Origin of the sequence: Rhodopirellula sp. P2 (assembly GCF_028768465.1) — a bacterium.
Taxonomy (GTDB): Bacteria; Planctomycetota; Planctomycetia; order Pirellulales; family Pirellulaceae; genus Rhodopirellula.
The window spans coordinates 3734328-3759722 of the sequence record NZ_CP118225.1 but is presented as its reverse complement, the minus strand read 5'-3'; the positions used below and the strand labels follow the sequence as shown (position 1 = coordinate 3759722).

Sequence of the window (25395 nt, the reverse complement as noted above, 5' to 3'; positions counted from 1 at the left end):
ACATCGACAAAACTCTCAATAAGAAAATTGCAAAAGACAAACAGAAAGAAGACTCCCCCGAAGGCGTCTTAGATCTGCAATCTCACATGCAAGTTCACGAGAGAATCCCCTGTCCCAGCCGCGGCCCCGACACCCGGTTCGAAAACGCCCGCCAACAGCAAACGCGAGGCCTGGTCACAGGGATCCACCAACCCCGATCCCAACGAACCCGAAAGTTCACGGGCCTCCTTGATCACCTGGGCAAGCGAAGCGGCACCGCGTTCAGATTCGACGGCAACGGAACGCTCGATCGAGACGTTCTCAAGCGTCGAGACGGCGGTGGAAAGCGAATCCGACTTGGCAACGGAAACAGGGGGGAACGCCGGTGGCAGGAACTGCAACCAAGCGACCAACCAAAGAGCGGTCATCAAGCACACCCGTCCAGACACGCTGGTGCGTTTCGGCAAGGAAGCCGTGAACGCGAAATCGTGCGGGTTGAACGAAAGAACCATGAATTTGAAGATCGCAACCGCAGTTGCGACAGCCGCAAAGAGAGATTCATTGAGCATTCGGAACGATCCGAATCAAATTCAATGACCTTTTCATTATTGGATCCGACAAGCACCGGACAAGGCCATCACGCGAAATTCTCAAAACTCGCTGTTTGGCCTCGCCCCCATCCCCCACTCAACGGGGCCCGCTCTGCCGGGCCAGCAACCGAGCACCGCTCAGCGTTTTGCCGCTTTGCGTTCCGCTTTCTGCATCGCCTTCGCTTCGCTCTTCGGATCGTAATTCGGATTGGGCTGCGTCGGCACGGGCGCACCGATTCGCTTTCGCCAAGCCACCAACTTACTGTGCAGGGCCTGAGTCTTGATTGGATTGGTGGCTGCCAAGTTGTTGGACTCACCGGGATCCGAAACCAGATCGTACAACTCCAACCCACCGTCCTCAAAGTACTCGTGAAGCTTCCACCGACCGTCTCGAATGATGCTGCAGGGACGACTCCGGTACAGCGGGTCTCGCTGACCGTCAGTGACCGAGAAGCTTTGCAAGTACGCGGGGAAGTGCCAGTACAATTCGCGATCGGGCAAGCTTCCTTCCTGCTTGAGCAATGGCATCAAGCTCACGCCATCGAGTGGCTGGTTGGTCGGCAACTGGGCTCCCGTCATCTCGACAAAGGTCGGGTACAAGTCAGCAACGATGATCGGCACATCGCACTTCGTCCCCGGATCCACGACGCCAGGCCAAGTCACAAAGAACGGTTCGCGAATTCCGCCCTCATAATAAGTGCCTTTGTAACCGCGCAGTGGTTTCATGGAGGTCGCCGGTCCGTAACCACCATTGTCGCTGGTGAAGACGATCGCGGTGCTCTCTTTCAAACCCAGTTCATGCAGCGTCTCGACCATTCGCCCCACTCCTTCGTCGACGCTCTCGATCATCGCGGCCATCACCGCGTGGTCGTGCAACGTGCCGGGTTGCTTCGCCTTGTACTTGGCAACCAAGTCGGGCTTGGCTTGCAACGGTGTGTGAACGGCAAAGTGGGACAGGTACAGAAACCAAGACCGTTCCTGGTTGGCTTCGATGAACCGAATGGCTTCGTCCGTGAGACGATCAGTCAGGTACTCGTCGTCGCTCGCATCCTGCAACCCTGGCACTTTCGGATGTGGCGGGAAATACCCCTTCGGTGGACTGCCGCTGTGCGTGCCCGCGACGTTGAGATCAAAGCCATACGGCAGCGGATCATCACTCAGATGCCACTTGCCAATGATGCCGGTTCGATACCCCGCCTCGTGAACCTGATGCGCCCAGGTTTGAATGTCGGATGAAAGCACGTCCGTGCCCGGAATGTGCTGCAGCGTTCCGTGCTTCGGGTTACCGCGACGCTCCGTCCCGACGTTGTAGATTTCGTGACGAGGCGAATACTGCCCCGACAGCAAACTGGCTCGCGCCGGTGCGCAGTTCGCCGCACACGAATAAGCGTTCGAGAACACCATGCCTCGTTCCGCCAAAGCATCCAGGTTCGGCGTCTCATAGAAATCCGACCCCATGAAGCTGGCGTCACGCCAACCGTAGTCGTCCAAATAAATGAACAAAACATTGGGATGTTCCTTCGAGGGGGTCTCGGCAGTTGTGGTGGAAACCAGAACGACCGCGAAAAGAAACGCGGGCAGGGCCCCAAGCAGGCGGGATGTCAAGTTCATAATTTTGATTCAAAGACAGAGTGCAAAGCGTGAATGGTCAGTCGATCAGTTCGGCATCGCGACAAATCGACTTAGCGGCGTGGCGCAAGCCGCCCGGTGCGTCACCGGAGGGCTCGCGCCCTTCCGCTATCTAGGATTGAGATATCGAAGGCATTCGAAACCTTGCCTAAGGACGCTGAGTGATTTTAACCAAGCGTTCTTTCCGTGAACCACCTTCACCGAATCCAATTCGCAGCAGCAACGAATCCGCCAGAACCGCAGGACAGGCGTAACAATCCGATCCGAGACGATTCTTTGAAATCAGTTGGTAGTCGTCACCGCTGGCGGAGAAAACGTAGTGGTTGCCCGACAGATCCGACACGTAAACGTTCCCACCTGCCAACACTGGCGATCCACTGAAGTTGCCGCCCAAACGTTCTTTCCACTGAACACTTCCGTCTTCGTTCGACCAGCACATCGCAACACCGTTGTCGGTGACACCGAACAGGCTGGTGCCGTTGGTCACCACCGAAGGTTCATAGAGAGCTGTGCGGTCCGACCAAATTTCTTCCCCCGTCGCAGAGAAGCAGGCGGTTTGTTTGTCGGGGTAACCACCGGAAGCAAAAATCCGATCCCCCGCTGTCACGATGGTCCCGCAAGTTGCTTCCGCGATCGCGGGAGTTTCCCAGCGAGGCTCGCCGGTCGCCGGATCATAGCTGGCGACACGGTCACCGCCGCTGATCAACAACTGATCCATCCCACCAACACTTGCAATCATGGGACTGGAGTAACTGCTGGCGTCGCCCCGAGACCGTCGCCAAGCGATCTCGCCGGTTCCCAGATCCAACGCCACCAAGTAGCCGCCACCAAAGTTGTCCGCGGCAAGGATCACAAACGACTGGTACAGAACCGGGGATGGGGCGTAACCGAACTTCGATGCGAACGCCCCCACATCGGTTTGCCAAACCACTTCGCCGCTCAAGTCCACTGCGGTGACGAAGATGCGTTCCTGGTTGAGGAACGCGGTCACGATGAGTTCGCCGTCCGAGGCGGGTGTGCCATTCGCGTTGGTGGCTTTGTGGTGCACTTCTCGGGCAGACGGGAAGTTGCCTTCGTGGATCACACGTCGCCACTTTTCATCCCCCGATTCCAAGTCAAATGAAACCAGCATCTGTTGCTGCTTCGCATCGTCAGCGGTGCCCAGAACGACTTGATCGCCGATCACGATTGGACTGCTGTGACCGCGACCTGGAACGTTGGCTTGCCAAGCAATGTTGGTGGACTCATCCCAGGTTGTGGGCGGCGCGGCGTCATCGGCCCGTCCATCCATGCTGGGACCACGCCACTGCGGCCAAGGCAAATCAACCGCAGGCGTTTCGCGAATTTGCAGAGCCACACCGCTGTCGCGGATCGAAACCTCATCGACCGGCGTGGACTTTCGGCAAGCGGAGAAACCGAGGAACGCGACAGCCACCCCGTAAGTCCAACACCAGTGGCTGGAGGGGCGTGAGGTCAATCGTTGCATCGGGACTTCTCCGGCGAGTTTATTTTTTGTTCTTCGGCGCGACGGGCTGCTTCTTTTTGTTGCCGGGGCCAACCGGCTCCACAAACATACCGTGTTCGAACATCACCGGTTCACTCATCCGAGGGTCGCCCGTTCGTTTCAGCTCGCCGATCAACCGATCATGAAGCTGCTTCTCTGTTTCAGCGTGATCAGAGTGCCCGGCAAGGTTGTTCAGACAATCCGGATCGGACTTCAGGTCATACATTTCGATCCGTGGACGGCGGCCCACCATGAATTCAAACGCTTCGGGATACTGCTTGCGGTTCAACGCAACGAAGGCCTTGGTCGGACTCGCGTCAAGGTCCGGGTACGCCGCGAAGGTGTTCTCACGCAGGTCCTCCTCGGATGGGATGTCCCTGTCGTCGGCATCGATCTCGGGCCCGTCCCCCATCGGTGTTCGCTCGGGCTCGAAATTGATGATGTACAACCAATCATCGGACTGGATGGCACGTTGCGGATAAGGCTTCGCTCCTTCGCGTGCCATGGCGACGTGCCGTTCTCGACCGGTGAAGACCGCATCTCGCGAAGAATCAATGCGTCCCGATTGGTCGCTGGTCAAAAGCGGGGTGATCGGACGAGCGATCATGCTGGCGGGCGCTTCGACGCTGGCAACTTCCAAGAACGTCGTTGCCAATTCGGGCAACGAAACGAAGTCCGTCACCACACGGTTGGAATGTTCCATGCCGCTCGGCCAACGGACCGCCAACGGCACATGAGTTCCGAAGTCGTACAGATTGCATTTGCCACGCGACACACCGGGAACCCCGTGATCGCCGCTGACAACCAGCAGCGTGTCATCCGCGATGCCAAGCCGTTGCAGTTCTTCGTCCAAGACAACCAGCGCGGCATCAAACGCCATCGCTTCGCCCAGGTAGTCGGCAAAGTCTTCTCGGATCTCAGGAACGTCGGGCAGGTAAGCGGGCAATTTGCCTTTCAAGTCATCGGGGTTGATGCCCCAGAGTTCATGCCCGCTCTTGGCCACCCATTTCCGGTGCGTGTTGGTCGGACCAAACCAGTAGCAAATCGGCGAATCGCCATCGAGTTTTCCGTCGTTGTCGGCGTCGAGGAAGTTGCGAATGTTCTGGCGAACTTCATGGAACAGCTTCGCCTTGGCCGCGTCGCGATCCTCCGCCTTCATCACGAACTGCGAAAACCCGTTGAACTTCGATCCGGCCTTGTTGGACGCTGTGCGTGTTCCACCGTACGGTGCGTTGCCGGGACGTCCGGGACTCCAGACTTTGTAAGTGTGTCCGATTCGATATCCGGACTCTTCCAACAACAACGGGTAAGCCGGCAACGAAAAATCCCAGACCGCCCCGAGCAAAATCGAAGCCTTGTCGCATCGCCAAAATGGCTGGCCAGCCATCAACGAGCTTCGACACGGCGTGCACGAGGGTGCGCTGACAAACGCGTTGGTGAACAACACCCCGTCGCGTGCGATCGAATCGAACTTGGGGGTCGAGATCACTTCACTGGCAGTGCCCGGAAAATGCTTCGCGTAGGCACTCGCGTAGCAGCCCCAATCGTCCGCGAACGCCATCACGATGTGTGGTCGTGATTTCTTTTGTTCAGATGGCTTGGCATCAGCCAGTGCCGGCGAGGCCACGCACAACAACAAAGCAACGGGCAGCAAACGGGAACATTGCCGATGGAACATGGCATTCTCCGACGGATGAGATTCAGGTGGGATGATGGGGAGGGATCAAGACGGGTGGCAAGCAAGGTGCCCGCTCGTCTCGAAGAATCATCCTAGCCAACATCCCTAGCGATCGCTGAACTTCACACGAAAATGAACCCCATTCGGCCGAAAAACCGTCCCCGTCGCCGAGCCGGCTCAGCCACTCGTAGCGAAACTCGTCAAGAGTTTCGTTCTCCACCCTGACTCGTCGAAAGTCTTGACGACTTCCGCTACGAATGGAGGGGGTAGCGAAACTCGTCAAGAGTTTCGTTCTCCACCCTGATTCGCCGAAAGTCTTGACGACTTCCGCTACGAACGGAGGGGGTAGCGAAACTCGTCAAGAGTTTCGTTGTCCACCCTGATTCGCCGAAAGTCTTGACGACTTCCGCTACGAATGGAGGGGTAGCGAAACTCGTCAAGAGTTTCGTTCTCCCACCTGACTCGCCGAAAGTCTTGACGACTTTCGCTACGAACGGAGGGGGTAGCGAAACTCGTCAAGAGTTTCGTTCTCCACCCTGATTCGCCGAAAGTCTTGACGACTTCCGCTACGAATGGAGGGGGTAGCGAAACTCGTCAAGAGTTTCGTTCTCCCACCCTGAATCGCCGAAAGTCTTGACGACTTTCGCTACGAACGGAGGGGGTAGCGAAACTCGTCAAGAGTTTCGTTCTCCCCCCTGAATCGCCGAAAGTCTTGACGACTTCCGCTACGAATGGAGGGGGTAGCGAAACTCGTCAAGAGTTTCGTTCTCCACCCTGATTCGTCGAAAGTCTTGACGACTTCCGCTACGAATGGAGGGGTAGCGAAACTCGTCAAGAGTTTCGTTCTCCACCCAGATTCGCCGAAAGTCTTGACGACTTCCGCTACGAATGGCGAGCTGCCATGTGAGGGCGTCCGATCAGACCGGCTTCGATCGTGGCGTTTCCTTCAAAAACGCCAGTTTGCCACCGATGGGAACGGCGGTGGTTCTAAGGTATTCTTCTGCGCTCTCGTATTCAGCAGGATCTCCAGTCTCGGGTAGCGAAACTCGTCAAGAGTTTCGTTGTCCAAACAGACTCGCCGAAAGTCTTGACGACTTTCGCTCCGAATGGCGAGTGATCCACAGCAAACGCCCTTTGGCCTCCATCGAATCCAGCCCCATGCCCGAGCCCTCCTGTCGATCTGTCGCGATCATCGGGTTGGGATTGTTGGGTGGGAGTGTGGCGCTGTCGATTCGCAGACGTTGGCCGTCCGTCCGACTGACCGCCTGTGCCCGCTCGCCTGAAACGCGGGCTTTGGCCCTGGATCGGTCGATTGTGGACGAAGTCTTCGACCGCCCCGATGCCGCCGCGAAAGGCTGTGATTTGGCCGTCATCGCCACGCCCGTGAACCGAATTGCGTCGCTGGCTCAGGCACTTGCGGGGCATTTTCCGGAGCTGACCCTGACCGACGTGGGCAGCACCAAAGGGGGTCTGGTTCGCGAATTAGCGGGGACGACAGCGGCGAAACAGTTCGTTCCGGCTCATCCGATCGCGGGAAGCGAAAAAAGCGGGGCGGAGCACGCACGGGCGGACCTTTTTGACGACAAACCCATCGTGATCACGCCCAGTGGCGAAGAACTGCCGCAGCACATCACCGCCGCAACCGAATTCTGGCGAGCCACCGGCGGACGAATTGTCACGATGCCGGCCGAACAGCACGATGCCACCTTGGCATTGACGTCTCATTTGCCACACTTGCTGTCGTCGCTCGCCGCACGCCAAATCACTCGCGAAATGCTCGCCCTGGTTGGCACCGGCTGGCTCGACACCACTCGTGTGGCGGCGGGGGATGCGGACCTTTGGACCGCCATCGTTTCCGAAAACCGCGACGCGATCCTGAGTGCGATCGAACAATCCCGGTCGGACTTGGACACATTGCAAACCATCGTGGACCAGGGCGACGACACTGCCCTGCGAACCTGGCTCGACACCGCCAAACAAATTCGACAATCCGCTCAAACCGAACCGCGACCACCCGCGGCCAAGGTTGTCTGATTCTTTTCCGTCTCCATCCTCAATCCCCGATTTCGCATCATGCCGCTTTGGCAAATCGACATTCATCCTGCTCCCGGTCAGCTCGATCGACTCGGCGAACAAACGGCTCGTGAAATCCATGAACTTGGATTGGGCGACGACCTGCTGATCGCCGCGGCACGGGGATACTTGATCCAAGCCGACATCGACGAAGCTTCCGCCAACGAAATTGCGTCGACGTTGCTGGCCGATTCCATCACGGAATCGGTCGTCGTCGGGCACCCCGGCAAAGACGCTTCGCAGGTCGAAGCGGACCTGTCCGAGGCTCCCGAATCGTTGATGGAATTGCTGGCTGAGCGTGGCATCGAATCCGAACCACACTTGGTGCACGTGATGCCCAAACCCGGTGTGATGGATCCGGTCGCGGCCAGCACCCAAGGCGCGCTTGCCGACAGCGGTGTCGAAGGCAGCACAGTCAAGACATTCCGCAAGTTCTGGATCGCGGGCGCCGACGAAGCTCAACTGGAAACGATCTGCCGTCGCGCCCTGTCAAACGATTCCATCGAAGCGTTTGTGATCGGGCCCCTGATGATGGACCGATTGGATGTCGGTTCGGCTGGCGAATTCGAATTGGTGCACGTGCCGATTCGCGAACTGGATGACGCCGGACTGGAAAAACTCTCCAAGGAAGGCCAGCTGTATCTGACCCTGGTCGAGATGCAAACGATCCGTGATCACTTTGTCGAATTGGGACGTGACCCAACCGACATCGAACTGGAATCCGTCGCCCAGACTTGGTCGGAACACTGCAGCCACAAAACATTGGCCGGCCGGATCCACTACAAGGGCCCCGGTGCCGATGGCACACCTGGCGGCGACGAACGCCAGTACAACAACATGCTCAAAGAAACAATCTTTGAAGCGACCCAAACCATTCGGCGGTCCCTGGGCGACGACGATTGGTGCGTCAGCGTGTTCAAGGACAACGCGGGCATCGTGACCTTCGACGAACAAGACCACGTGTGCTTCAAAGTCGAAACGCACAATCACCCTTCGGCCTTGGAACCCTACGGCGGAGCCAACACCGGAATCGGTGGCGTCATCCGTGACCCGATGGGCACGGGAATGGGAGCCAAGCCGATCTGCAATACCGACGTGTTCTGCTTCGCTCCACCGGACGTTTCACCCGAAGAATTGCCACCAGGCGTGCTGCATCCCCGCCGCGTCATTCAAGGCGTCGTGTCCGGCGTGCGTGATTACGGCAACCGAATGGGAATCCCCACGGTCAACGGTGCGGTTTACTTTGACGAGCGTTATCTCGGCAACCCGCTGGTTTACTGCGGCAACGTCGGCATCATTCCTGTCGGCATGGAAGACAAAGAAGTCAAACCCAACGACTTGATCGTCGCGGTTGGCGGACGCACCGGACGAGACGGGATCCACGGGGCAACGTTCAGCAGTGCCGAACTGACCAGCGAATCCGAATCGTTGTCCGGCGGTGCCGTTCAGATTGGCAATGCGATCACCGAAAAGATGGTGCTCGACGTGCTGATGCAAGCTCGCGATCGCGGGCTGTACAACGCGGTCACGGACTGCGGCGCAGGCGGCTTCAGCAGTGCGGTTGGCGAGATGGGAGAAGAACTCGGTGCCGAAGTTTGGCTGGACAAAGCCCCACTGAAGTACGACGGCCTGACCTACACCGAAATCTGGATCTCCGAAGCTCAAGAACGCATGGTCTTGGCCGTTCCCCAAGAACGCTGGGACGAACTGCGAGAGCTGTGCGAAAGCGAAGGCGTCGAGGCCGCCGCCATCGGCCGCTTTGTTCCCACCGGTCGACTGCAATTGAACTTCCACGGGCAAACGGTCGGCGACGTCGCCATGTCGTTCTTGCACGACGGACGTCCGCCCGTGATTCGCGACGCGATCTACGAACCACCCAAGGCCAAACCGTTGTCGGTCGGTGACCGCGACGCCGCGGCCAACTCCGAAACACTGCTGAAAATCCTGGGCAGCTACAACGTCGCCAGCAAGCACTGGGTGATCCGCCAATACGATCACGAAGTCCAAGCGGGCAGCGTCGTCAAACCCTTGGTCGGCCCACAATGCGATGGCCCCGGCGACGCCGCCGTCGTGCGTCCCAAACTGAACAGCCGCCGTGGTCTGGTGATCAGTTGCGGCATGAACCCGCACTACGGCGACTTCGACACGTATCACATGGCCGCTTCGGCGATCGACGAAGCCATGCGGAACGCAGTCGCGGTCGGTGCCGATCCTTCCAAGATTGCCATCCTCGACAACTTCTGCTGGGGATACACCGATCGAGCCGAAACGCTGGGGTCGCTCGTCCGGGCCGCGATCGCTTGCCAAGACCTTGCGGTCACTTTGGGCACGCCGTTCGTCAGCGGCAAGGACAGCTTGAACAACGAGTTCAGCTACTTCGATGACAACAACGAAAAGCAAACCATCGCGATTCCGCCCAGCCTGTTGATCAGTGCGATGGGCCAAATCGATGATGTCAGCAAATCGGTCACGATGGACGCCAAGGAAGCCGGCAACGTGATCTTCCTGGTCGGACAAACCCATCGCGAACTCGGCGGCTCGCACTATGGATTGGTCGAAAACGAACCCGGCGGTGCAGTCCCAGAAGTCGACGCCAACTTGGCCAAGCAGACATTCGCCACGGTTCACCAAGCGATCCAGTCTCGACTGGTCCGTTCGTGCCACGACCTGTGCGAAGGTGGTTTGGCGGCCGCGGCCGTTGAGATGGCCCTGGCGGGCGGACTGGGAATGGAACTCGACCTGGCATCCGTCGCTCGCGAACAGCCCTCCAACGACGGCGTGCAAACCGCCGCGGCGTTGTCGGCCACGGAAGTGCTGTTCAGCGAATCGAACACGCGATTCCTGATCGAATGCGCTCCGGAATCAGCCGACGCACTGGCGAAGATCTTCGCGGACGCGGGGATCAGCCTGACCCAACTCGGCAAAGTCATCGAATCCGACAAATTCACCATCCGAGACGGGAACACGGTGGTGTTGGAAACCGACATTGCGACCGCCAAATCGGCTTGGCAAGCACCTCTGAATTGGTGAATCGAAGTCGAATCGAGCACAAACTTCGCAAGAAGTTTGCGAAATTCGCATTGAACCGCGAGCCGGTTTCGCCTGTAATTGCACCAAGAACCTTTCCGTCGGGCGAAAAACCGCCGACGGAACCGAACAACTCCAACCATTTGGAACCGCGTGGAACTCTGGGTCCGTCGAATCGCTTTGATCGCCTATGTGGTCGGTGGCTGGCTTTTGCCAGCAGCCCACCATCATGTGGTGACGTGTGATTCGGGCCATTCCCATGCCGGAATGCATGATGCGTGTTCCCACACGCATTCGCCGGACGAAGCGGCTGGCTGTTGCTCACAGTTGAGCCCAGCGGACGCGGTGCAGCACGCACCGTTGCCCCCAGGTTGCTCGGACGAATTGCTGGTTTCGGAAACGAGCCCGCCGACCGCGAAAATCGCGTCGGAGCATCAGCATTCTCACCAATGCAGCGATCTCTGTGCGTTGTGCAACGCTCGCACGATGGCCGAAAGCCCGATCGCTGTCTCAGTGCATCGCGAAATGGTTCGGTGCACTGCGAGTCACCGGATTGAATCAACCGTCCATGAAGACTCGACCGCTTGCTGGCGTCCGTACACACGCGGCCCCCCTTCTTTGACCTGAAAACTGCCGTTCTGGGTTGCGGTGAAATTCAATTTCACTGTAACGCAAACTCACTGTCTTCATTCGAGAGCCCTTGCGCCCTCATTTTCAGGTCTCATTTCATGCCAGCCACTTCCGCCCGCGCATCACGCGCGCCCTCCCATCCGTCTCGACGCCCGGCTCTCGGCGCTCCAGCACACCACGCCTTCACCCTGGTCGAACTGTTGGTCGTGATCGCCATCATTGGCGTCCTGGTTGGCCTCCTGCTTCCTGCCGTCCAAGCGGCACGGGAAGCGGCCCGCCGGATGTCGTGCCAGAACAACCTGCACCAAATGGGCCTCGCCCTGCACAACTACCACGGGATCTTCAACCAATTGCCCAGTGGCTGGTTGGCCGATGACACCGATCACCACGAACCCGGCTGGGGCTGGGCCGCGGCCATCACCCCGCAAATGGAAGCCGGCAACGTCTACGAAACCATTCGCTTTGGGATGGCCATCGAAGAAGACCAAAACCAGCAAGCTCGCGAATCGTCGATCCCCAGCTACATGTGCCCCAGCGATCCGCTTGAGACACTGTTCTTCATCGCCGAAGCGCACGGCGACGGCGATGGGCACGAGCACGAACACGCCAGCGCGCTGAACGACAATCATGATGACGATGACGATGACCACGAGGATGATCACGAAACCGGCCACAACGTCGACGACGGCGACGAATTCCTTTTTCAAATCGCCAAGAGCAATTACGCGGGCGTGTTCGGCACCTTCGACATCCATGAAGACATGTATCACGGCGACGGGCTGTTCTACGGCAACAGCCGGCACCGTTTTCGCGACGTCCTGGATGGACTGAGCCAGACCGTGATGGTCGGCGAACGCAACAGTCGCCTGGGCGGCTCGATCTGGCAGGGGTTGATCCCCGAAGCCAATGCCGCCGCGTCTCGCATCGTGGGCGCCGCTGACCACACTCCCAACAGCGACGTCGGCCACTTTGAAGACTTCAGCAGCTACCACGCGGCAGGCGCCCAGTTCATCCTCAGCGATGGATCCGTGAGAATGCTCTCCCAGTTCATTGACCTGGATGTCTACCACGCCTTGGTGACCCGGGCCAATTACGAAGTCATTGCAGCTGACACCTTCTGATCAAACTGGAACCGATCAGGCGGCCGATTTCCTGGCCGCTTGGGTTGGTGCCAACCAGCCCCGAATCCCATCCAGATCAGCCGACCAAGCTTCACCGGTTCGGCGATCACAGAACGTGTGGAACAGCCCGTCGATTGTGTCGCTAAGTGTTCGCACGGCTTCGATACGATCCTCGGGACCAAAGTCGTTGTCGTCTTCGTCCAAGTGGATTCGAGCGCCGCTGATCCCGAACGTTTCGGCTTGCAGAGTCAGGTCAAACTGCTGGCCTTCGCGGATCAGCGTCATGCCTGTCTTGCGAGGCAACTTGCCACTCTGGATCGCTCGCATCGCTTCCGGCAACTTCACTGGGCACTCCGCCGAAATCGATTCCTTGCCCGATTCACCCACGGGACATTCCAGCGACAGCGTCTTGGCCAACATCAGCGTGACCTCGGTCCCATCGAACGTTTCGATGGTGTCGGTCTCTGTTTCCAGCATCCACCACAACCACAGCAAGAACTCGTTGCCGAGGAAGTCGGGTGACTGAGAGTGCTCGTTGGCCCAGGCGACGCCACTGAACCCTTCTCCCGCAACAAAGCTGGCGGGCATCACGTCGTCCATTTCGGCGTAGCGATCGTTGTCACGCGCCCAATCTTGAGCCACGACACCAGCACTGATGTGACCGCACTCGATTCCGAACACGCGTTCAAGCAAATCGATGCAGTGCCCACTGCCGGTTCCCGCCGTTCCGCCATAGTACAGAAGGTCGCGACTGCAATCCCACAACAAAGCGTGCTGTTGGAACTTGCGGTACTTGCCCGTCGACGCTTCGTTCTCACAGCGTTGCTCGACCGCTTCCTTGGCTTCTTTGCGTTGCGACTTGGTCGGTTTCCCGCCCGGATTTTCGCGACTGAGTGCCGCCAGTTCCATCGACAACCAAGCCTTCTTGATCACCGAAGGAACCTGGTTGGTGTCCACTCGAACGCCGAAGTGAACGGCATCGTCAATGATGTTTTTGACGAGATCGAAATCTTGATCGAAAAGGTGATCGCCGCCCAGAAACCCCAGGTGCACGTTTTCTTCGTTGGCGGTTTCTGTTCGCCCGGCCACATTCTCTGCCATCCGGTCGATGTGTTCTTGCCCGAAAGGGCCATCCTCGAACTGGTTCACGCGAAAACGTTCAAAGGAAAGGCTACCGGAGAGAAACGGCATGGAAGAGAATCCCAATCGATGAGCGGAAGAAACCAGCCACTCCGCGTCGGCTGTGTCGTTGGCTTATCGTCCAACCCGGTCGCGAAAATTGCCGTGCCATCCGCAGACCATCGCAACACCGCAACTTGCCCAGTCGGCACAACCCGCTTGCGAAACGGCACGGCCTCTTTCTCCGAGAGCGGAAAGCAAAACGTCTCGACCAAAAGACGCGAAAGCCGCACGACACCATCACTGAGGTCATGCCGCTTCCCATGCCCTGCCCCCGCCTTCGCTGCTCATCGCAAACGAATCTTGGGAGCCTACGAAGAGCGGCCCCTGCCTTGGTAAACCTGAGTCTCGGTGACGACCATGTCCATGCAGATATCATGCGACTGCACCGGGATCGCGTCGAACACCTGACATTCAAACGCCAACGCAACCAACGGTGCGTCGGGACGGACGTTGCGAAGCAGTTTGTCGTAGTAGCCCTTGCCGTGTCCGATGCGGCCACCCTGCCGATCGAACCCAACCCCGGGGACCAGAACCAAATCCAGGTCCGTGACCGAGACACGCCTGGACGCCACACCGCGAAGCTCTTCACGAGGCTCCAAGATTCGGTACGCCCCTTCGGAAAGCTCCTCCATCGACTCCAGACGAAACAGCTCCAACTCGCCATCGACACAGAACGGAACGATGACTTGCTGGCCACTTTCAATGGCCGCTGGCAAAACGTGCCGGGTTCGAACCTCGGCCCGAACGTCGATGTACCACATCACGCACCCCGCCTCCTGGTAAACAGGCAACTGGAGAACAGTGTCGGTGACCGCTTGGCTGACACCGTCTTTGTCAACTTGCTCTCGACGGGCCGCCTGGGCTGCGATTCGAATCTCTTGCTTGAGAGCAGCGAGCCTCTCTTGTTCCGCGCTCATCGGATCCAAAGCTGACATCGGCTTCTCATTCGAAGAAAGTCGCGAACTTCGCTGCTGGCTCTTCCCAACGATCGGTGCGTTGAGGTTCATAGATTTGCGTCGGGAAACTATGCCGCACCAATTGGCGAGCCTCGTCGATCGAATGCAGCGAGTCACTTCCGATCATTTGCATCAAAATGTTCCCGATCGCCGTGGCCTCGACCGGACCGGCAACCACGCGGCGACCGCATGCGTCGGCGGTCATCTGGCACAGCAACGCGTTGAGCGAACCGCCGCCGACGATATGAATCGTCTGGATGTGCGACTGAGTCAGTGACTCCAAGTGCTGCAGGCACATTCGGTATCGAAGCGCGAGCCCTTCCAAAGCACCTCGGAACAGAACCCCATTGTCCGTGGGAACTCGCTGCCCCGTCCGACCGGCCAACCCGCAAATGGCGTCAATCATGTTGTCGGGAGCGACCAACGCGGGATCATCCGGATTGACCAGCAACGCAAACGGCTCGGCACCAGCAGCGGCCTGGGTCATCTCTGCCCAAGACGGTGCGTTGCCCTGGCGATCGAGCGCGGCGCGAATCTGCTGGTAAATCCACAACCCACCGATATTTTGCAACAGCCGTGTGCTCCCTCGGACGCCACCTTCGTTGGTGAAGTTCAACTCCGCACACAAGGGCGAAACGTTCGGCTGCGGAATCTCGACTCCCATCAGTGACCATGTCCCCGAACTGATGTAGCACCAATCGGGCGACGCCGGCGCGAAGCCGTCTGCGGGAACGGCCAACACCGCTGACGCGGTGTCGTGGGTGGCAGGCAAGATCACCGGCACATCGTGCAGCCCGGTTTCCATCGCGACGCTGGGCTGGACGCTGCCGATCGTCGTTCCAGCCGCTGTGGGCTCCGCAAACCAACTGCGAGGCAAACCAAAGCTGTCCAACAACTTGGTGGACCAAGTTTGCGTGGCAGGATTCAACAACTGAGTGGTCGATGCGTTGCTGGCTTCGATCGACCGTTCCCCGGACAGCAACCAGTGAAACAAGTCGCCCATCATCAGGAACGATTCCGCGGTCTCAAACACGGAATCCCCGTTCTGCTTCGCCGCAATCAGCTGGCACAGGGAATTGATGTCCATGAACTGCATGCCGGTCTCTTGAAAGATCGTTTCCCTCGGAACGATCTCGCAGATCTTCTCGACCATCCCACGGTGTCGCGCGTCACGGTAATGCCAAACTGGGCCAGCAATCTGATCGCGAGGATCCACAAACCCGAAGCTCACCCCCCAGGTATCCACCCCCACCGACGCGATCGTGGCCTGCGTCCAATCAGACTGAGCCCGCAATGCGGCGTCCCGCAAGCCATCCTGAATGTCCTGCCACAATTGCAGGTGATTCCAGAGCATCGCATCCTGAACCTTCACAGGCCGATTGACGAACCGTCCCGTCTCGACCAGCTCCAACCGCCCCTCGTCCATCCCGCCGGCGATCACACGTCCGCTGGACGCCCCCAGATCAACCGCCAAATGAACGGGCCCAGCAAACTGAACTTCGCGAGAGGATGGCTCGGGGGATGACATCTTGGCTCCAAACAGAAAATCGAACGAGAGGACTGAGGTTTTGACGCGGCCAACGGGATGCTGCAAGCGTGCCGGAAGGGCGGCACAGAGGGCCACACAAGCGATTTTGCACCGCCGCCCCACCACCGGTGGACGGCAGGCACCCGGTGGACCGCAGGCGACCGCGTCCCGGCCCGCCAGACAACCTAGCGTGACTGGGAAAGGCGGGCGAGAAGCCCCTCGGCACTTCACCGAGACTTTTTTTTCACCCCGGCAGCTTTTGCTAGCAACGCAGTCTCGGCAACCTGGGTGACTTAACCTGAACTAGCAACGCCGGTTAGCCAAGTGTCGTCATCGCGAGCACACTTCATTCTTTCCAGCATTCAGGCTGGGGTGGCGATCAAAATTGAAGAATCAGATGTTGACCGTCCCATCAATGCACGTAGGCTTATCCGGACCTCCGCGAGTTCGCCTAGCGTGGAGCCGGACGCGGTCAGCTTGCGGCCACGGGCTGACATCGTTGATGAATTGCCTCAAAACCATTGTTTTTCGCGATCTTTTCGTGCAAACCAGGTTTTGAATCGATTGTTCACGACGGCTTCACGGGCCGGGTACATGACGTGCCCGGCCGCGGACGCTCGCCCCTCTTTTCTGCCGCCAAGTGCCCTCTGAGCATAAACCAGACCAAAATTCGTTTGGTTGCCCTTTGCGGATGCAAGATCAATCGTTAAAGTTTCGAAAGTGATCTTCGGCCCGGTGTTGCGTGACGCGTCTGTATTCGTTCTGTCTTTCTATTTTCGGCAATGACTTTTTCCTCACGAAGTCCTTTGTGAGATAAGAGTTACGTTCCCTCCATTCTATTCGCGGTTCTGATTCGCGAAGCCAATTCCCTCGAACGGATTCGTTTGTTGGCAATGGGTTTCACGGTTTGAATTTCGTTCTGCGAGTGCGTTGGGGAGCGAGAGCCGCAATTGAAACTTCGATTCCATCGAATTTTTGATTGGCAAAAGAAGGCGGAGCTTGCTCGCGAACGGCGTGGCACCGTCGGAGTTCTCTCGAACCAATTTCGTCATCTCATCGATGCAGTTTCGAAGAATCAAGCTCCAAACAATGTGTGGGCGGATTCCGGGCTGTGTTGGTGCTTTTGTTCTTCCCCGCGAAGGAGCTCCCACTCACGATGGCAACTACGACTCAGCGTCGCCTCGAACCCACCTCGATTCGCAAATTCGGCACCGGCTTGGGCCAGTTCGATTTGCCCGACCTGACCGCTTTGCAAACAGTGTCCTACGCGGCATTCCTGCAAGAAGATGCGGCCAGCAACGCTCGCAAAGATCACGGGCTGGAGTCCGTCTTGAGGGAAATCTTCCCGATCGCCAGTTACGACGGGAACACGACGCTGGAGTACCTGTATTACGAGCTGGGGAAACCTCGTTACACGATTCAGGAATGCCGTCAGCTGCGTTTGACCTACGGTCGGCCGCTGCGAATTTGGTTGCGTCTGAACCGCGAAGAACCGATCGAAGAGGAAGTCTACCTGGGCGACCTGCCGATCATGCTGGGCGGTGGTGAGTTCATCATCAACGGTGCCGAGCGTGTCGTCGTTTCGCAGCTGCACCGCAGCCCCGGTGTCGACTTCGTTCTGGAACAGGACACCACGACCGATCGCAAATTGCCATCGTGCCGCGTGATCCCCGAACGCGGTTCTTGGATCGAAGTCAACGTCACCAAGAAAGACGCGCTGACGGTCCGCATTGACCAAAGCGGCAAGTTTGCCGCCACCATGTTGCTGCGTGCGATGGATCCCAAGTACAGCACCGATGCGGATCTGCTGTCGGCGTTCTACGAAACCGGCACCATCAAGGTGAACGGTGGCAAGGACTCGACCAAGATCGAAAACAAGATCGCCGTCGACGACGTGGTTTACCCCAGCGGCCACGAGCGTGCGGGCGAAATCATCGTGGAAGCCGGCTACAAGATCACCACCGAATTGTCGGAAACGATCTGCAACGCTGGCGTGACCTCCGTCGAAGCCATGGACCTGCCCAAGGTTCCGTTGATCTTCAACACCCTGGCCGACGACAACACCGCCAGCCACGAAGAAGCGTTGCTGCGGATCTACCAACGTTTGCGTCCAGGCAACCCGCCTCAATTGGAAAAAGCACGCACGCTGTTCCAAGAAAAGTTCTACGACGACAATCGTTATCGGTTGGGCAAAGTCGGTCGCTTCCGCCTCAATCGCAAACTCGATCTGGGCGTCGAAGAGACGGTGATGACGTTGCGTCCGGACGACATGATCGCCGCGATCCGCTACCTGATCGACTTGTTCGATGCGGACAGCGGTGCCGAGATCGATGACATTGACCACCTGGGCAACCGACGCCTGCGTACGATCGACGAACTGGCCAGCGAAGAACTCCGCAAGGGTTTCTTGAAACTGCGCCGCACGGTCCAAGAACGCATGAGTGTCAAAGACGCTCAAGACATGACACCGCGTTCGTTGATCAACCCCAAGAGTGTTTCCGCAGCGATCGATTTCTTCTTCGGTCGTGGCGAACTGTCTCAGGTCGTTGACCAGACGAACCCCCTGTCGCAACTGGCACACGAACGCCGCTTGTCAGCTCTCGGCCCAGGCGGTCTGAACCGCAAACGGGCAGGCTTTGAAGTCCGTGACGTGCACATTTCTCACTACGGACGAATCTGTCCGATTGAGACTCCCGAAGGCACGAACATCGGTCTGATCAGCTCGCTGGCCATCTACGCTGGTGTCGACGATTACGGATTCCTTTGCACGCCGTACCGCAAAGTGGTCGAAGGCAAAGTCAGCGACGAAGTCGTTTGGCTGCGTGCGGACGAAGAAGGCGAATCGTACGTTGCACCTGCCGACACCGAAGTCAAAGACGGTGCCTTGGTTCCTGGCCCCAACATGATCGCTCGCTTCCGTAGCGACTTTGAGATCGTGATGCCAGAACAGGTTTCCTTCATGGACGTGGCTCCCGCTCAAATGGTGGGTGTCTCGGCTGGTTTGATTCCGTTCCTCGAGCACGATGATGCCAACCGTGCTTTGATGGGATCCAACATGCAGCGGCAAGCCGTCCCATTGCTGGTCACCGAACCACCGATTGTCGGGACCGGAATGGAGCGTGAAGTCGCTAAGAACAGCGCGATGGTCGTGCGTGCTCGACGCGCCGGCAAAGTGACCTACTGCGATGCCACCCGCATCGAAATCGGCAGCGATCACTACGCGATGAAGAAGTACCAAGGGCTCAACGAACGAACCTGCCAAAACCAAAAACCACTCGTCATGGTGGGTGACAAGGTCGAAAAGGGCCAGATCATCGCTGACGGTGCCGCCACTCAAAAGGGCGAATTGGCACTCGGACGAAACGTCCTGGTCGGCTTCATGTCGTTCGACGGATTCAATTACGAGGATGCGATCATCATCAGCGAAGAGCTGGTGCGAAACGACACGTACACCTCGATCCACATCGAAGATTTCGACGTTGAAATTCGCGAGACCAAACTGGGTCGCGAAGAATTCACGCGAGACATCCCGAACGTCTCCGAAAAAGCTCTGCGGAACTTGGATGACACTGGAATCGTCCAGGTCGGCACCTACGTGAAGCCTGGCGACATTTTGGTTGGCAAGGTTTCACCGAAGAGCAAGACCGAGCTGACGCCCGAAGAAAAACTGCTGCACGCCATCTTCGGCCGTGCTGGAGAAGACGTGAAGAACGATTCGCTGGAAGTGCCATCGGGCATCGAAGGCATCGTGATCGACACGCACAAATTCAGCCGCCGGATGAGCCTTGGCGAAGACGAGCGGAAGGAATTCGAACGGGAACTGAAACAACACGAAACGGAAGGCAACGAAGAAATTGCCAGCACGTTTGAGTCGTTGATTCGCGACCTGGAAGAAGCCGCCGAAACCAAACTGAAGGACTCCACTGGCACCCCCTTGGCCGACGGACAAGATCCGAAGTTCGTTGCCGAGCGAGCCACCAGCTTCCGCTTGGAACTCGTCCTCGAACAAATCGAAGACGAAGAAAAACGCAAGGCAGCTGAGAAGGTTCACCAAACTCAGTGGCAGAACGTCGAACAAGCCATCGACGAACGCGATCGCAGGTTGAACAGCATGAAACGAGGCGATGAACTTCGCTCGGGCGTGCTGCAAATGGTCAAGATTTACATCGCGACCAAACGCACAATCAGCGTCGGTGACAAGATGGCCGGTCGTCACGGTAACAAGGGTGTGATCGCTAAGATCCTTCCGATCGAAGACATGCCGTTCTTGCCAGATGGAACACCGATTCAGATCATGCTCAACCCGCTGGGAGTTCCCAGTCGGATGAACGTGGGTCAGATTTTGGAAACGCACTTGGGTTGGGCGGGAGCCAAGCTTGGCTTCCAAGCACTCACACCGATCTTTGACGGTGCCAGCGAATCGGAAATCAACGACTGCTTGGCCGAAGCTGGTTTGCCTGCTCACGGAAAGATTCGCTTGACCGACGGTCGAACGGGTGAGCCGATGGAGCAAGAAACCACGGTTGGCTACATCTACATGTTGAAGCTTCACCACTTGGTCGACGACAAAGTCCACGCCCGCAGCACCGGACCTTACTCGTTGATCACGCAGCAACCACTCGGTGGCAAGGCTCGCTTCGGCGGCCAACGCTTCGGCGAGATGGAAGTTTGGGCGTTGGAGGCATACGGTGCCGCTTACATCCTGCAAGAACTGCTGACGGTGAAATCCGACGATGTGGAAGGTCGAACCAAGATCTACGAATCGATGGTCAAGGGAGAAAACACCCTGGAGGCCGGCACACCTGCCAGCTTCGACGTGTTGACCAACGAAATCCGCGGCTTGGCCCTGAACATGCAACTCGAGAAACGACCGATCTAAGGAAGCCATTTGCCACTGGCCTTGAGCCAGTGGCTTTGGTTGTTCGGGCCAGCATCACGCTGGCCTGAACGGGCGAACCCGAGACACTGCCGTCTCTCGAACTCGCCCGGTTTTCGAACTCAAGCGTCAGAAGAATGACTCACCCCCGTCTTCCGACCTTCTTCCCAACATCCATTGCACCAGCAAAAGAGCTAGCAGCGAACTGCTAATAGCTAGGAGCTTCTCAGAATGTCCATTGGCGAAACCAGCAACTACGATCGCATCAACGATTACGCCTCCGTCCGTATCTCGTTGGCGCGACCACAAGACATCAAGGCCTGGTCGTTCGGTGAGGTTAAAAAACCCGAAACGATCAACTACCGAACCTACCGTCCCGAAAAAGACGGTCTGTTCTGCGAACGCATCTTTGGCCCTGAAAAGGACTGGGAATGTGCCTGCGGCAAATACCGTGGGATGAAGTACAAGGGGATGATCTGCGACCGTTGCGGCGTGAAGGTCACTCACAGCCGCGTGCGTCGGAAACGCATGGGGCACATCGAACTGGCCGCTCCCGTCGTTCACATTTGGTTCTTCAAAGCCATGCCGTCGCGATTGGGCAACCTGCTCGCGATGAAAACCAGCTCGCTGGAAAAGGTCATCTACTTCCAGGATTACGTGGTCACGGATCCCAAGGACACCGACCTGGAAATCCTGCAACTCCTGACCGAAGAAGAATACCGTGCCGCCCGCCAACAGTACGGCACCGGCAGCTTCCAAGCCGACATGGGCGCCGAAGCGGTTCGCGACCTGCTGAACAAGCTGGACCTGGTCACGCTGTCCGATCAACTGCGGGTTGATTTGGCGGAAACCGGCAGCAAGCAAAAGAAGAAGGACCTGATCAACCGCCTAAAGATCGTGGAGTCGATCCGTGACAGCGACAACCGCCCCGAGTGGATGGTTCTCGACGTCATCCCCGTCATTCCTCCCGACTTGCGTCCGTTGGTGCTGCTGGACAGCGGTAACTTTGCAACGTCGGACCTCAATGACCTGTATCGCCGGATCATCAACCGCAACAACCGGTTGCGGAAACTGGTCGATCTGAACGCTCCCGAAGTCATCATTCGCAACGAAAAGCGAATGCTGCAGCAATCGGTCGATGCGTTGTTTGACAACAACCGTTGCAAGCGTCCCGTCCTCGGGTCGTCCAACCGTCCGCTGAAATCCTTGACCGACATGATCAAGGGGAAACAAGGTCGTTTCCGTGAAAACCTGCTGGGCAAACGAGTCGATTACTCCGCTCGCTCGGTCATCGTGGTCGGTCCTCGCTTGAAGCTGCACCAATGCGGCTTGCCCAAGAAGATCGCGCTCGAACTGTACCAACCGTTCATCATTCGTCGTTTGAAAGAGCTCGGCCACGCTGACACGATCAAGTCAGCCAAGAAGATGCTCGAACGAAAAGACGAAGAGGTTTGGGATATCCTCGAGCAAGTCATCACGAACCACCCTGTGTTGCTCAACCGAGCACCCACGTTGCACCGGATGGGGATTCAAGCCTTCGAACCAACCCTGGTGGAAGGCAACGCCATCCACTTGCACCCGTTGGTTTGCAAAGGCTTCAACGCTGACTTCGACGGTGACCAGATGGCCGTTCACTTGCCGCTTTCAATCGAAGCGCAAGTCGAAGCCCACACGTTGATGATGAGCACCAACAACGTGTTCGCACCTTCGAACGGGAAGCCCATCATGAGTCCTTCGCAGGACATCGTCATGGGTTGCTACTTCATGACCGTCGAGATGCCCGATCAAAAGGGCGAGGGCATGACGTTCAGCACCTACGAAGAAGTCGACTACGCGTTGGCTCAAGGCGTCGTGAAGTTGCACACGCGAATCAAATTGCGTCTGCCGAAGTACCAAAAACTGAAGACCGATGACGAAACCGGCGAATACGGCGCCGTCATCGACACCACTCCAGGTCGCGTTCGCTTCAACGAAATGCTGCCCGTGGGGATGGATTTCTACAACCGTGCCATGCGTAGCAGCGACTTGGCCAAGTCGATCAGTGACTGCTACCAGCGTCTCGGGCGGAAAGCCACGATTCACTTGCTCGATGACATGATGCAAACCGGTTTCCGGGAATCCACCCGCAGTGGTCTGTCGTTCGCGACCGATGACTTGGTGACCCCAGACACCAAATTGCAGTTCATCAAAGAAGCTGAAAAAGAGGTCATGAAGCACAAGAAGGCTTATGACCGCGGTTTGATGACCGGCAAAGAACGCTACAACCAGGTTCTGGATGCTTGGACCCACGCTCGCGAAGCCATCACGGCCGACATGATGTCGGCGATGGAAAACGACATTCGCCCCGGCGGTTGGTACATCAACCCTGTGTTCTTGATGTCGCACTCGGGTGCACGGGGTGGTATTGAGCAAATTCGTCAGCTCGCTGGTATGCGTGGTCTGATGGCCAAGCCAACCGGTGAAATCATCGAAACGCCCATCAAGGCAAACTTCCGTGAAGGCTTGTCCGTGCTCGAGTACTTCTCGTCCACGCACGGTGCCCGCAAGGGTCTGGCCGACACGGCGTTGAAAACAGCTGACTCCGGTTACCTCACCCGGAAACTCGCCGACGTGGCCCAAAACGTGGTCGTGACAATGCACGATTGCGGCACCACTCAAGGGATCACCAAGGGTGTGGTCTACCGTGGTGAAAAGGTCGAGGTTTCGCTTGGAGAATCGATCAACGGTCGTGTCAGCCTGAAATCGATCGTCAACCCGGTCACCGATGAAGTGATCGTGGAAGCCGATCAAATGATCACTCCCGAAATCGCTCGCAACATCGAGGCGATGGGACTGGAAAAGATCCAGGTCCGCACGCCGATGTCTTGTGACGCACCACTGGGTGTTTGCCGCTGCTGCTACGGCATGGACATGTCGACCGGATCGATGGTCGAAGAAGGCATGGCCGTCGGGATCATCGCTGCTCAGTCGATCGGTGAACCCGGTACACAGCTGACCATGCGGACGTTCCACATCGGTGGTTCGGTGAGCAAGCAGGTCGAAGAGTCGGACATCAAGACCGCTCGTGATGGTGAAGTTCGCCTGACACGAATGAAAGCGGTGACGAACGCGGAAGGTCGCGACATCGTCCTGACGCGGAACGGCCAGATCATGCTGGTCGACGATCGTGGCCGAGAAGTCGAATCGTATGACATCCCAACCGGTGCCATGCTGATGGTCAAAGAAGGCGACCATGTCACCGCCGGCCAAGTCCTCTGCGAATGGAACCCGTACTCGATTCCGATTTTGTCGGAAGTGACCGGTAAGATTCGCTTCGAAGACGTGGTCGAAGGCGAAACGATGCGACTGGATCGCGAAGCCAGCGGGAACACCCGGATGACCATCATCGATCACAAGGGTGACTTGCACCCTCAGTTGGTCATCGAAGATGAATCCGGTCGCCCGCTTCACGCTCAGTACTTGCCCGAACGGGCCACGATCTCAGTCAACCAAGGCGACGATGTCATTCCCGGGAAGGTCCTGGCCGAAATGCCTCGTGAAACGGGCGGCGTCTCGGACATCACCGGTGGTCTGCCTCGTGTGACCGAGATCTTCGAAGCTCGCAAGCCAAAGGATCCGGCTGTGATCGCGGAAGTCGACGGTGAAGTCGAAATCCTCAGCGAACGCAAACGGGGCAAGCGAACGATCATCGTCCGCAGCGAATCAGGGATCGAACGGGAGCACTTGGTGCCTCACGGCAAGCACTTCTTGGTGCACACCGGCGACATCGTGAAGGCCGGTCAAGCACTGGTCGACGGAGCGTTGGTTCCTCACGACATCTTGCGTGTGACCGGGGAAGAAGCCGTTCAGCAATACCTGCTGCACGAAATCCAACAGGTCTATCGCAGCCAGCGTGTGGAAATCAACGACAAGCACGGCGAAATCATCATCGCTCGCATGCTTCGCAAGGTGAAGATCGAGAACGCCGGTGACACCAACCTGTTGCCAGGTAGCGTGATGGACCGATTCCACTTCCGCAAAGCCAACCAAGACTTGCAGAAGTGCATCAAGATCGCCAACCCGGGTGACACGGACTACACCGAAGGCACGATCGTGCCCAAGGAAGCGTTCGAGCAAACCAACGCGGAAGTCGAAGCGATGGGCGGCACCCCTGCCAAGGGCAAACGTTGCAAGAGTGCAACGGCCAGCACCCAGTTGCTGGGGATCACCAAGGCGGCTGTGCAGTCGAACTCGTTCATCTCAGCAGCCTCGTTCCAAGAAACCACCAAGGTGCTCACCGAAGCCGCCTTGGCGGGCAAGGTCGACAAGTTGGTCGGTCTGAAAGAGAACGTTATCCTGGGACACTTGATTCCCGCCGGTACAGGTTTCCGAATCTTCCAAGAGTCGGAAGTCAACTACCGCCGCGAAGCACTCGAAGAACTGTCCCAGGCTCCTGTCTCGGCACTCGAAGAATCGTTCCCATTGCTGGGCGGCGACGGCGAAACAGCCTCGACCACGTCGAGCACCAACGAAGGCGAGTGATCGCAGCTTCGAATCGCTAAACACACGAACCGGGCGTCCCCCAGACGCCCGGTTTTTTCATGCGCCGACAGTCCTGAGTCCTGAGTCCTGAGTCCTGAGTC

12 protein-coding genes are annotated in these 25395 nt (G+C 57.8%); 5 read left to right on the top strand and 7 right to left on the bottom strand.

All coding sequences use genetic code 11. The features are described 5' to 3' along the window. Positions 1–68 precede the first annotated feature (68 nt). From PSR62_RS13245 to PSR62_RS13230, 4 genes are all read right to left on the bottom strand, one after another. Positions 69–548: a hypothetical protein gene (locus PSR62_RS13245; RefSeq protein WP_274403484.1), complete on the bottom strand. Its 480-nt coding sequence runs from the start codon at positions 546–548 to the stop codon at positions 69–71. A 159-nt stretch (positions 549–707) separates the two neighbouring features. Further along, entirely contained in the window at positions 708–2180 is a 1473-nt protein-coding gene (locus PSR62_RS13240) for a sulfatase (RefSeq protein WP_274403483.1), read from the bottom strand. A 166-nt stretch (positions 2181–2346) separates the two neighbouring features. Beyond that, positions 2347–3684, bottom strand: coding sequence for an outer membrane protein assembly factor BamB family protein (locus PSR62_RS13235; protein ID WP_274403482.1), 1338 nt, complete (start codon positions 3682–3684; stop codon positions 2347–2349). 19 nt (positions 3685–3703) lie between these two features. Beyond that, entirely contained in the window at positions 3704–5380 is a 1677-nt protein-coding gene (locus PSR62_RS13230; protein ID WP_274403481.1) for a sulfatase family protein, read from the bottom strand. Positions 5381–6538: 1158 nt separating this feature from the next. Between PSR62_RS13230 and PSR62_RS13225 the strand changes: the two genes are divergently transcribed. The 3 genes from PSR62_RS13225 to PSR62_RS13215 all read left to right on the top strand — a co-directional run bounded on the left by PSR62_RS13225 (position 6539) and on the right by PSR62_RS13215 (position 12231). Beyond that, positions 6539–7414 (top strand): prephenate dehydrogenase, encoded by an 876-nt coding sequence (locus tag PSR62_RS13225; RefSeq protein WP_274403480.1) that lies wholly within the window; start codon positions 6539–6541, stop codon positions 7412–7414. 39 nt (positions 7415–7453) lie between these two features. Continuing rightward, positions 7454–10483, top strand: coding sequence for a phosphoribosylformylglycinamidine synthase subunit PurL (gene purL / locus PSR62_RS13220; RefSeq protein ID WP_274403479.1), 3030 nt, complete (start codon positions 7454–7456; stop codon positions 10481–10483). A gap of 725 nt (positions 10484–11208) precedes the next feature. Beyond that, the gene (locus PSR62_RS13215) at positions 11209–12231 is read left to right on the top strand and encodes a DUF1559 family PulG-like putative transporter (protein WP_274403478.1); all 1023 of its coding nucleotides are present in this window, start codon (positions 11209–11211) and stop codon (positions 12229–12231) included. A gap of 15 nt (positions 12232–12246) precedes the next feature. Here PSR62_RS13215 and PSR62_RS13210 read toward each other — a convergent pair whose 3' ends face one another. The 3 genes from PSR62_RS13210 to PSR62_RS13200 all read right to left on the bottom strand — a co-directional run bounded on the left by PSR62_RS13210 (position 12247) and on the right by PSR62_RS13200 (position 15897). Then, positions 12247–13422 carry a hypothetical protein gene (locus tag PSR62_RS13210; protein WP_274403477.1) on the bottom strand — a complete coding sequence of 392 codons (1176 nt, stop codon included), beginning with the start codon at positions 13420–13422 and terminating at the stop codon, positions 12247–12249. Positions 13423–13721: 299 nt separating this feature from the next. Further along, on the bottom strand, positions 13722–14348 hold the full coding sequence (locus PSR62_RS13205; protein ID WP_274403476.1) for a 5-formyltetrahydrofolate cyclo-ligase: 627 nt from the start codon (positions 14346–14348) through the stop codon (positions 13722–13724). A gap of 7 nt (positions 14349–14355) precedes the next feature. After that, positions 14356–15897: a rhamnulokinase gene (locus PSR62_RS13200; RefSeq protein ID WP_274403475.1), complete on the bottom strand. Its 1542-nt coding sequence runs from the start codon at positions 15895–15897 to the stop codon at positions 14356–14358. A gap of 1156 nt (positions 15898–17053) precedes the next feature. Between PSR62_RS13200 and rpoB the strand changes: the two genes are divergently transcribed. Together rpoB and rpoC are read left to right on the top strand one after the other, a co-directional pair. Further along, on the top strand, positions 17054–20776 hold the full coding sequence (gene rpoB / locus PSR62_RS13195; protein ID WP_274403474.1) for a DNA-directed RNA polymerase subunit beta: 3723 nt from the start codon (positions 17054–17056) through the stop codon (positions 20774–20776). 228 nt (positions 20777–21004) lie between these two features. After that, positions 21005–25294, top strand: a complete 4290-nt coding sequence (gene rpoC, locus PSR62_RS13190; RefSeq protein WP_274403473.1) for a DNA-directed RNA polymerase subunit beta' — start codon at positions 21005–21007, stop codon at positions 25292–25294. The last annotated feature ends 101 nt before the right edge of the window (positions 25295–25395 follow it).

Coding starts and splice junctions, on each gene's coding strand:
- PSR62_RS13245 (WP_274403484.1), bottom strand. CDS start 548: ATGCTCAATGAATCTCTCTTTGCGGCTGTCGCAACTGCGGTTGCGATC.
- PSR62_RS13240 (WP_274403483.1), bottom strand. CDS start 2,180: ATGAACTTGACATCCCGCCTGCTTGGGGCCCTGCCCGCGTTTCTTTTC.
- PSR62_RS13235 (WP_274403482.1), bottom strand. CDS start 3,684: ATGCAACGATTGACCTCACGCCCCTCCAGCCACTGGTGTTGGACTTAC.
- PSR62_RS13230 (WP_274403481.1), bottom strand. CDS start 5,380: ATGTTCCATCGGCAATGTTCCCGTTTGCTGCCCGTTGCTTTGTTGTTG.
- PSR62_RS13225 (WP_274403480.1), top strand. CDS start 6,539: ATGCCCGAGCCCTCCTGTCGATCTGTCGCGATCATCGGGTTGGGATTG.
- purL (WP_274403479.1), top strand. CDS start 7,454: ATGCCGCTTTGGCAAATCGACATTCATCCTGCTCCCGGTCAGCTCGAT.
- PSR62_RS13215 (WP_274403478.1), top strand. CDS start 11,209: ATGCCAGCCACTTCCGCCCGCGCATCACGCGCGCCCTCCCATCCGTCT.
- PSR62_RS13210 (WP_274403477.1), bottom strand. CDS start 13,422: ATGCCGTTTCTCTCCGGTAGCCTTTCCTTTGAACGTTTTCGCGTGAAC.
- PSR62_RS13205 (WP_274403476.1), bottom strand. CDS start 14,348: ATGTCAGCTTTGGATCCGATGAGCGCGGAACAAGAGAGGCTCGCTGCT.
- PSR62_RS13200 (WP_274403475.1), bottom strand. CDS start 15,897: ATGTCATCCCCCGAGCCATCCTCTCGCGAAGTTCAGTTTGCTGGGCCC.
- rpoB (WP_274403474.1), top strand. CDS start 17,054: ATGGCAACTACGACTCAGCGTCGCCTCGAACCCACCTCGATTCGCAAA.
- rpoC (WP_274403473.1), top strand. CDS start 21,005: ATGTCCATTGGCGAAACCAGCAACTACGATCGCATCAACGATTACGCC.